General features: G+C 38.8%; 9 protein-coding genes. 7 read left to right on the top strand and 2 right to left on the bottom strand.

Annotated elements, in window-relative coordinates; translation table 11 throughout:
- From AB7E63_RS08835 to AB7E63_RS08820, 4 genes are all read left to right on the top strand, one after another.
- The coding region (locus AB7E63_RS08835; protein WP_428419247.1) for a pirin family protein at window positions 1–433 on the top strand (433 nt) is incomplete at its 5' end.
- A 110-nt stretch (window positions 434–543) separates the two neighbouring features.
- Window positions 544–1,548: a cupin domain-containing protein gene (locus tag AB7E63_RS08830; RefSeq protein WP_006341470.1), complete on the top strand. Its 1,005-nt coding sequence runs from the start codon at window positions 544–546 to the stop codon at window positions 1,546–1,548.
- 167 nt (window positions 1,549–1,715) lie between these two features.
- Window positions 1,716–2,471 carry an SDR family NAD(P)-dependent oxidoreductase gene (locus AB7E63_RS08825; protein ID WP_006341469.1) on the top strand — a complete coding sequence of 252 codons (756 nt, stop codon included), beginning with the start codon at window positions 1,716–1,718 and terminating at the stop codon, window positions 2,469–2,471.
- Window positions 2,472–2,576: 105 nt separating this feature from the next.
- The gene (locus AB7E63_RS08820; protein WP_006341468.1) at window positions 2,577–2,762 is read left to right on the top strand and encodes a hypothetical protein; all 186 of its coding nucleotides are present in this window, start codon (window positions 2,577–2,579) and stop codon (window positions 2,760–2,762) included.
- Between the two features lie 125 nt (window positions 2,763–2,887).
- Here AB7E63_RS08820 and AB7E63_RS08815 read toward each other — a convergent pair whose 3' ends face one another.
- On the bottom strand, window positions 2,888–3,235 hold the full coding sequence (locus tag AB7E63_RS08815; RefSeq protein WP_006341467.1) for a hypothetical protein: 348 nt from the start codon (window positions 3,233–3,235) through the stop codon (window positions 2,888–2,890).
- A gap of 92 nt (window positions 3,236–3,327) precedes the next feature.
- Here AB7E63_RS08815 and AB7E63_RS08810 point away from each other — a divergent pair, with 92 nt between their 5' ends.
- From AB7E63_RS08810 to AB7E63_RS08800, 3 genes are all read left to right on the top strand, one after another.
- Window positions 3,328–4,074, top strand: coding sequence for an SDR family NAD(P)-dependent oxidoreductase (locus AB7E63_RS08810; protein WP_036746261.1), 747 nt, complete (start codon window positions 3,328–3,330; stop codon window positions 4,072–4,074).
- Window positions 4,075–4,163: 89 nt separating this feature from the next.
- On the top strand, window positions 4,164–5,654 hold the full coding sequence (locus AB7E63_RS08805; RefSeq protein ID WP_006341465.1) for an ABC-F family ATP-binding cassette domain-containing protein: 1,491 nt from the start codon (window positions 4,164–4,166) through the stop codon (window positions 5,652–5,654).
- A gap of 61 nt (window positions 5,655–5,715) precedes the next feature.
- Entirely contained in the window at window positions 5,716–7,080 is a 1,365-nt protein-coding gene (locus AB7E63_RS08800; protein WP_036746250.1) for a multicopper oxidase family protein, read from the top strand.
- On the opposite strand, the gene AB7E63_RS08795 is transcribed toward AB7E63_RS08800, so the two are convergent.
- Window positions 7,040–8,701, bottom strand: coding sequence for a hypothetical protein (locus tag AB7E63_RS08795; RefSeq protein ID WP_428419243.1), 1,662 nt, complete (start codon window positions 8,699–8,701; stop codon window positions 7,040–7,042). The genes AB7E63_RS08800 and AB7E63_RS08795 overlap by 41 nt on opposite strands.
- Window positions 8,702–8,749: the final 48 nt, after the last annotated feature.

The raw sequence follows: 8,749 nt of genomic DNA, 5'->3' as shown, positions 1-8,749 counted from the left end.
CAATGATATTCAACAAATGAGTGCAGGCACTGGAGTTAATCATAGCGAATACAATCCTTCAAGCACTGAACCTGTGCAATTTTTACAAATTTGGATTTTGCCAAATCAGGAAAACATTCAGCCTCGTTACCAACAAATGCCACTGCCCACCAGTCTAAATGAATGGATATTAATTGCCTCTGAAAACGGACAACAAAATTCCATTAAAATTCAACAAGATGTGATGCTTTATACCGCCTCACTCGAAATTGGAAAATCCTTTGAAAAAAATATTCCTGATCATCGTTATGGTTGGATACAAGTCATTGAAGGTGAATTATCTTTAAATGCAGATACCATTCAATCAGGCGATGGCGTTGCCATTAATCCCGATACAAACTTAATATTAAAAGCAATAAAACCATCACGCATTTTATTTTTTGATATGAATTAAATTGATTAATTAATTTCTTTAAACTAAATTAAAATGACAAGGGATCTTATTTGAAAATAATTGAGTATTATGAAGCATTTAAATAAATAGCTCTATTTATGAGGTGTTTTATGACTAGCAAATATTTTTTTAGTCTAGATTCGATTAAGCCTCAAATCAATAATTCTGGTGGAAGTCTAATACATGTCACTTCAAATGAAACCCCCGGCTTTGTCAACATTTCGTTTGCCAGCCTAAAGTTAAATCCAAGAGGGTCCACAGAACCTATCTGGCATACAAATGCGAATAAAATCGGCTATTGCACAGAAGGTGAAGTTTTGGTGCAAATGCGCAGCCCTGATCAAGCGGAAGAATTTACAGTGCAAGCAGGGGAAATCTTCTTTATTCCTCAAGGATACATACACCGTGTAGAAAACATCAGTCAAAAAAATAGTGTCATTCAATTCGCATTAAATCATACACATCCAGAAACAATGCGTATTTCGAAAGCGATCGGATCTCTAGCAGACAGCGTCTTTAACTCTACATTTAATACCTCGTCTAATTTTGTTGATAGTCTTAAAAAAACACAAAATAATGAACTGATTAAAGTACTTTCTCAGTCATCTCATCCACAAACAAATGGAAAGAATGAGTATAAATTTGACATCAAAGATAGCAATAAACCGATATTAACCAAGGGTGGCTATCTTCAAATTGGAACAAAATCTACTCTGCCTAAACTAGAAGGATTGGGCATTTTGGGATTTGGATTGAATCCAAAAGGAATTGTCGAACCTCACTGGCATACAAATGCGGGTGAGCTTGTTTTTATTGTGAAGGGGAAAACTCGTATTACAGTACTTTCACCTGATGGACAATTAAATGTCATGGAGGTGAATGGCGGACAAGGCGCTTTTGCTCCGGCATCCCATTTTCATAACATCGAAAATGTCGGTTCAGAAAATGTGGAAGTGATTGCCTTCTTTAGCCATGCAACTCCAGACTATATTGGAATTGGTGAAGTGATCGGTTCCTACTCAAACGAAGTTCTAGGATCTATTTTCAATGTGTCCCCAAGCTATTTCGATGCATTCAAAAAAGAAGAAGAACCTCTCGTGATTGTGCCTATCTAATTGTAGCAATCTGCAGGCGGGTTATCTCCCGCCCCTCCATTTAATTTGGCCATTCTTATCTCTTTAAGGACTCGGGCCACATTTACTCGTCTTTTATGGTTACTCTTTTACAAAACATCGTCTTGGTCTATATAGACTGAAAAATGCCCATTTTGTAGGAGCAGTGAATGACTAAAAAACTTGAAGGAAAAATTGCAGTAATTACTGGTGGAAATAGTGGACTTGGTTTTGCCACAGCGCAATTGTTTGTTGAAGAAGGGGCTTATGTCTATATTACAGGACGTAGACAAAAAGAATTGGATGCAGCCGTTGAACGCATTGGTTACAACGTTAAAGGAATACAGGGCGACGTCTCCAATCTAGAGGATCTTGACCGGTTATACGCCACTGTCAAGGAAGAAAGTGGTCACATCGATATCCTTTTTGCGAATGCCGGGACAGGAGAATTCGCTTCCTTAGAAAACATAACCGAACAACATTACGATAAAATTTTTGACACAAATGTAAAGGGATTACTTTTTAGTGTGCAAAAATCGCTCTTCCTAATGCGTGAAGGCGGTTCAATTATCTTAAATGCTTCTATGGTAAGCTCAAAAGGGATCGAGGCTTTTAGCGTCTATTGTGCAAGTAAAGCAGCCATACGCTCATTTGCACGTTGCTGGATCCTTGACCTAAAGAAACGAAAAATTCGGGTAAACGTGATAAGCCCAGGCACGGTCCCCACTGAAGGCTATAGCAATGCCTTAAAATTAACCGCACAGCAAATTAGCCAATATGAATCTCAAACAGCCGTAGTGACGCCTTTGGGGCGAGTAGGCAAACCAGAAGAGGTCGCAAAGCCTGTTTTATTTCTTGCAACCGATGACAGCAGCTACATTACAGGTATTGAACTATTTGTAGATGGTGGTTTTGCACAAATTTAAAAAATGATATGAACATAATAAAAAAACTCAAAGATAAAGTCGCTTTAATTACGTGGAGGTCGCGTGGCATTGGTGCAGTGATCACTAAAAGGTTGGCTGAAGAAGGTGCAAATATTGCCATTAGCCATTCTAATTCAAGCCGATCAGTATAAGTATTTTGGGAAGCTCAATATCCTCGTCAACAATGCCGAGATAATTCTCCCTGAGACTCTCGGAAATTTTGAATTAGATCTTAAAGCTTTGGCACGTCAACAAATCATCCATGTCGATGGTGTTTACATTCTGGACTGAGCGAGATAAGATGATAATCGTAATTAATCATATCTTTGCCAAGCAAATAATTTGATCATGATCATTAATATCAATAGCTTCTAATAGATTGTAATTGAGATTTTTATCGATTAACTCATTTAAATCTACCATTCCGCTCTGCTTTGTCCAGATAAACGCTCTTCTGGAACCATATCCCAATCGTAAAAATCATTTACATCTCTATTCCCACTGATTCCAACAATATCTCCATTCCTATTAATTGAATAAGCAATGGAATCTTCGTCGTTTTCCAAATTTCCCAGATCAAATAATGAACCATTTTCCCATAAAAAAGCATGATATGAATATTTATTATTTTCCTTCTTAATATTTAATTCAGATAATCCAACAACTTGCTTTGAGTCATTTATGCTTGTAGCACAACAACAAAATTTATCTTCACAACCTAAATTACCGAGAGAAACTATTTTTCTCTGAGAAAACGCATACATACAATTAGGCACAAGACAGCAAAAATCAATGATTGATTTGATAAACAATTTTGGATAATGTCCAAATTATCCAATTTAAAGAGAAAATTGACATGGGTGAGTTTACAAACAAAGTGGTTGTTATCACGGGTGGCAATAGCGGTATCGGAGAAGCCATTGCAAAAAAGTTTGATCAAGAAGGCGCCAAAATTGTGATTTTTGGACGCGATCAAAATCGATTAGAGACTGTTTGCAAAGAACTAAATCAAGCTGTTTATGTGCAGGGAGATGTGCGTCTTATTCCTGATTTAGATAAGTTATTTGCCACGGCGATTCAAAACTTTGGGAAAATCGATGTTTTAGTGGCAAATGCGGGCATTTCGACCAGAAAAAAAATCGAGGAAGTCGATGAAGAACTATTTGATGAAATGGTCTCCATTAACTATAAGGGCGTTTATTTTACCGTTCAACGCTCCATTCCCCACTTAAATACAAATTCTTCCGTTATTCTCATATCTTCAGCAGCGGCTCATAAAGGTTGGCGCTTTCATAGTGTTTATTCCTCCACAAAGGCGGCTGTGAGCATGCTTGCGCGTAATTTCGCAGCAGATCTCATTGACAAAGGGATTCGTGTAAATGCTGTATCACCAGGATTTACCGATACACCAATTTTTGATGAAACGAAAGCTGTCAATCCCAAGCAATTGGAAGAATTCACAAAGGGAATTCCTTTAAAAAGATTCGCTAGTTCGGAAGAGATAGCTGAATCTGTCGCCTTCTTAGCTTCTTCAAAAGCCACTTATATTGTAGGGGTTGACCTAGTTGTTGATGGAGGAGCGAGTTCCATATATCCTCTTTAGCTTTCAAATTTCCCTAACAAAAAAGTTAGTTTTTACTTTTTCTATAACTTGTGATATTATGGATACTTTTTTCAATAAAAGTTGTCGTTATGCAAGTAAATGATTTATCCCTCGCCTATGATGGTATCGATTTATTCAAAAATGCTTCTTTCAGTATCCAACCTGGAGAGCGATGTGCGTTCGTCGGACGCAATGGAGCGGGTAAGTCTTCCCTTTTTCGCTTATTAACAGGCAAAGAAGTTCCTGACAAAGGAACGATCTCGAAACCCAAAAACTATATCATTGGAGTTCTCGATCAGCACATTGTCTTTACTCAACCCACATTAATCGAAGAAGCCGCATTGGGTCTACGTGAAGACGAACGAGACTATATTTATAAAGCTGAGGCCATTCTATTTGGATTGGGCTTTAAAGAAGAAGATCTCGACCGCTCTCCTAACGAATTTTCCGGAGGATATCAGCTTCGACTTCACCTTGCAAAAGTTCTCGTTGGGGAGCCAGATTGCCTGTTATTGGATGAACCAACTAACTATTTGGATATTGTCTCCATCCGCTGGTTTACGAAATTCTTACAAGAATGGAAAGGCGAATTTATTTTAATTTCCCATGACCGAGAATTCTTGGATAGTATCTCCACACACACTATGGGTATCCATCGACAAAAAGTGACGAAAGTCAAAGGAAATACGCTCGATTTCTTCGAACAAATTATGCAACGAGAAGAAATCCATGAAAAAACCCGTCAAAACCTCGAAAAAAAACGGGAACATCTTCAAGGGTTTATTGATCGGTTTGGTGCAAAAGCTTCCAAAGCAACGCAAGCACAATCCAAGCAGAAATTATTAAGCCGTATTCCGGTACTTGACGACTTAAAAAAACTTCTGCAGTTAGATTTTCAATTTAATATCGCCAATTTTCCGGGCAAGAAAATGTTAGAAGCTCAATCTCTTTCGTTTTCTTACGACGCAAATGCTCCCCGCCCTTTAATTGAAGATTTTTCCTTAACGATCGAAAAAGGAGATCGTATTGCCATTATTGGGAAAAATGGACGGGGGAAATCCACGATTTTAAAACTACTGGCCGATGAACTAAATCCCGCTTCGGGGTTTACCAAACGTTCAGATAATCTTTCGATCGGCTATTTTGGCCAAACAAATATTGACCGATTACACCCGCGCCATTCGATAGAAGAAGAAATTGCAGCCGCGAATCCCAAACTTAATCTGACACAAATCAAAGCGATTTGTGGATTGATGATGTTCAGCGGAGATAAATCCCGCAAACTCAATGGCGTGCTATCGGGTGGAGAAAAAAGTCGGGTATTGATTGGCAAAATCATTGCTTCTCCTTGCAATTTATTGTTGCTTGATGAACCAACACACCACTTAGATATGGAATCCATTGAAGCTTTGATTGATGCCATTGAAGATTTTGATGGTGCTGTCATCATCGTTACACATAGTGAATTGATCCTAAAGCGCATGCAACTGGATAAAATTGTGGTCTGTCACCAAGGTAAACAAGAATTACACTTAGGGACTTACGAAGATTTCCTAGATAAGCATGGTTGGCAAGACTAAAAGATAGACGTTTTACTTTTTTTTTGTTAATTCTCCATTAATGTCTTCATGAGGTTAACAAATGAAAATATGGGCCTATTTGTTCTGCATCGCCTCCTTTTTTCTTTTTTTAGAACTAAAGTCCGTCACAGAGTTAACCACATCATCAAAAAAGATTATCGTTAACAACAAAGAAGCCGAAATTTTAACCATTTCGCAACCTGATGGAATACTGGGGATTAGAACAAACAAAAGCCTCGCTTTCGATGTAATTCTTAAAAATCGTTTACAGGTACCTACATCTATTCATTGGCATGGGTTGATCTTACCCAATAACCAAGATGGCGTTGCATTTGTCACTCAATTTCCTCTCTATCCAGGACAACTCTACCATTACAAATTTCCTCTTCTGCAGTCCGGCACATTTTGGATGCATTCCCATTTTGGTTTGCAAGAACAAAAGCTTTTGGGAGCACCCCTCATCATTTATGCACCAGAAGATGAGAAAATTGCGGATCAAGAAGTCATTCTTTTTCTCGGAGATTTCTCTTTCAAAACACCTTCAGAGATTTACAAAGAACTGCAGTGCAAAACCATGTCGGGAGACATGAAAAAAAACACATCAGACATTGTAGAAGTTGAGTATGATGCTTTTTTGACCAATTACCATACGCTAGAAAGTCCAGAAGTCATAGATGTCGAAGCAAATAAAAAAATTCGGTTACGCATCATTAATGGGGCGAGCTCCACAAATTTCTTCATTTCGTTAGAAAATTTAATCGGTGCAGCCATTGCTGTCGATGGCAATCAAATTCAGCCTTTGCAAAATACACGATTTGAATTAGCTGTCGCACAACGAATCGATATTTTAGTTACAATCCCCTCACAAGGTGGATTTTTCCCCATTCTTGCCCAAGCAGAAGGGACAGACAGACAAACAGGGCTCGTTTTAGCGACAAAAAATGCAAATCCCATCAAACTACCCGAAAAAGCTTCTAAGCAAGCTGGGGCCCTGACAAATGTTCAAGAGCTTAACTTACATGCTAAATATTCTTTATCAAATCGAAAGGTGGATAATCAAGTTACAGTTGAGCTTGGGGGCAATATGGAGAAGTACATATGGACATTAAATGGTCAAACATGGCCTGAAGTGACACCCATCATCGTTGAAAAGGGACAACGCGTTGAAATGCTCTTTAAAAATAACACCTCGATGTCACATCCTATGCACTTACATGGACATGTCTTTCAAGTCACTCAAATCAATGGACAAAGTTTTAGTGGAGCTATGCGTGATACAGTTTTAATTACTCCCTATTCCACTTTGTCCATTCAATTTGATGCAGATAACCCAGGCGTATGGCCCTTGCACTGCCACATCCTTTATCATTTAGAGGCCGGTATGTTTACCGTCGTCCGCTATAAAGATTTTGAACAACCTCTTTAAAGCTAACTTTAGGCTTATTTTTTAATGTTTCGAAAGAAGCCGCAGAAAAGCTGTATCCTATACCAGATAACCCATGGATAAATGTTGCAGGACGATTAAGATCGGAAGACAACTCCACAAATTCAGGTACATTGCTGACATCTGTTTTTCGCGAGCAACTCCCTGCGGAGATCATCGTCCATTTTCCGATACAATAAGCCTCGATATTTCGACACATATTTTCTAAATCATCTTTATTGGCAACCAAGTCGTTAAAATGGGCTCCCTGGCTAGCTCTAACATAAAATAATACACATGTGTCGGATATATCCCCTTTCCACATTGTCAAATGCAAATTGCTGAGATTCGCTGCAGGCAAAATACCATTCATAAGTTCAGCAAATTTTTCCTCCGAAATGGTATCTTGTCCAAAGCGTTGGGCTAATTCATGCTTATCAATGGAACATTCCCATAAAACGCTGTTGCCTGTTACTGGCACTTCACGCCATAGAGGTGTTGTACTGCTATACTTAAAAACTTGGTTATGACCAAGAGAACCGAAAAAACTCTTAATTGCAATTTTACGCATTTTTCTATCGAGTGACTCCTCCAAAACTTTGCATGGAGCCCCCGAGCCTTCCAAATAAAGTGCTTTTAGATTCGCCTGATACGTCGAAAAAATATGGGGATAGTTTTCTTCCAGATAACTTGCAATCCTCCGCGGAGTCTCTGGATAAAACTTTCCATCTTGAGGAATTTTAAGAACTTGTAAGCCACTATTTTGCTTAAGGAATGTCTCTCGCATGACTTCATCGGCGCTCGCGAACTCACAATCAATTCCCAATTCATTCCATAGTCTTTTTTTATTTTGCATTCCTTCATGATTGGGGGACCAGTAAACGCGGCCCGTTCTAGAAAAGGAGGGTTGTCCTTGGTGCGCAAGAATCCGTTTGCTCAAGGCTTCGTGATAGTCTAAAGATTCCACGACAGCCGCACAGAGCCATCTATCTTCCGCACTAATACCACGGGCATCCGTAAGCTTACGTTTGAGAAATTGCTTAGCAAAATGTCCATATAAACATGCAACTTTGAAAGGTGCATGCTTAGCTTCCTCAAAAGAAAATTTTAAATAGGAATATGCCTTCAAATTCGCAGGATTACGTTTGGGAAGCATCTTTGGGCCAAAACCTGCTAATAATTCTGGCAAGTTATAGCAAGGCCATTCACTTGGATGAACATGAGCCTGATGTCCAGACTGCAAAGATTTTGGGACAAGACCATCATTAACATAAACGACCTTTTCTTTGACCTCTTCCTCCGCTATTTTTTCTGTTTTGCGTGCAGCTTGCATCAGCGCGGGCAGTCCGCCTACAAAATAGTGAGTATCGCCAAAACTAGAATCACTCTTTGAGGCTTGCTTGATATAAACTTTAGTGTTTTCTTCCCAATCCCTTTCTAAAGGCACTGCAGGTAAGTTATTGAGTTGTGTTGTCTTCATTAAGCACTCTATTTTTTTTAATCTCGGATTGTATGGACGCAATAATTCCAAAATCCGGCTTCCTGACACATGTCGAGGAAATACTTGGGGAAGCATAATAGGAAAAAGACGGGATGAATTCTGACGTGCAGAAGTAATATTCATAAAAGCTCTCAAAAATAGATAAAATGTGGGATTTTTTTTTAGATCACA

The organism is Parachlamydia sp. (assembly GCF_050255895.1).
GTDB lineage: Bacteria > Chlamydiota > Chlamydiia > Chlamydiales > Parachlamydiaceae > Parachlamydia > Parachlamydia acanthamoebae.
Note: the sequence above shows the minus strand (reverse complement) of the source record. Positions and strands in the feature narration are given on the sequence as shown.

What these genes read in the sequence shown, in the direction of transcription:
- AB7E63_RS08830 (WP_006341470.1), top strand. Translation starts at nt 544, where the DNA reads ATGACTAGCAAATATTTTTTTAGTCTAGATTCGATTAAGCCTCAAATC.
- AB7E63_RS08825 (WP_006341469.1), top strand. Translation starts at nt 1,716, where the DNA reads ATGACTAAAAAACTTGAAGGAAAAATTGCAGTAATTACTGGTGGAAAT.
- AB7E63_RS08815 (WP_006341467.1), bottom strand. Translation starts at nt 3,235, where the DNA reads ATGTATGCGTTTTCTCAGAGAAAAATAGTTTCTCTCGGTAATTTAGGT.
- AB7E63_RS08810 (WP_036746261.1), top strand. Translation starts at nt 3,328, where the DNA reads ATGGGTGAGTTTACAAACAAAGTGGTTGTTATCACGGGTGGCAATAGC.
- AB7E63_RS08805 (WP_006341465.1), top strand. Translation starts at nt 4,164, where the DNA reads ATGCAAGTAAATGATTTATCCCTCGCCTATGATGGTATCGATTTATTC.
- AB7E63_RS08800 (WP_036746250.1), top strand. Translation starts at nt 5,716, where the DNA reads ATGAAAATATGGGCCTATTTGTTCTGCATCGCCTCCTTTTTTCTTTTT.
- AB7E63_RS08795 (WP_428419243.1), bottom strand. Translation starts at nt 8,701, where the DNA reads ATGAATATTACTTCTGCACGTCAGAATTCATCCCGTCTTTTTCCTATT.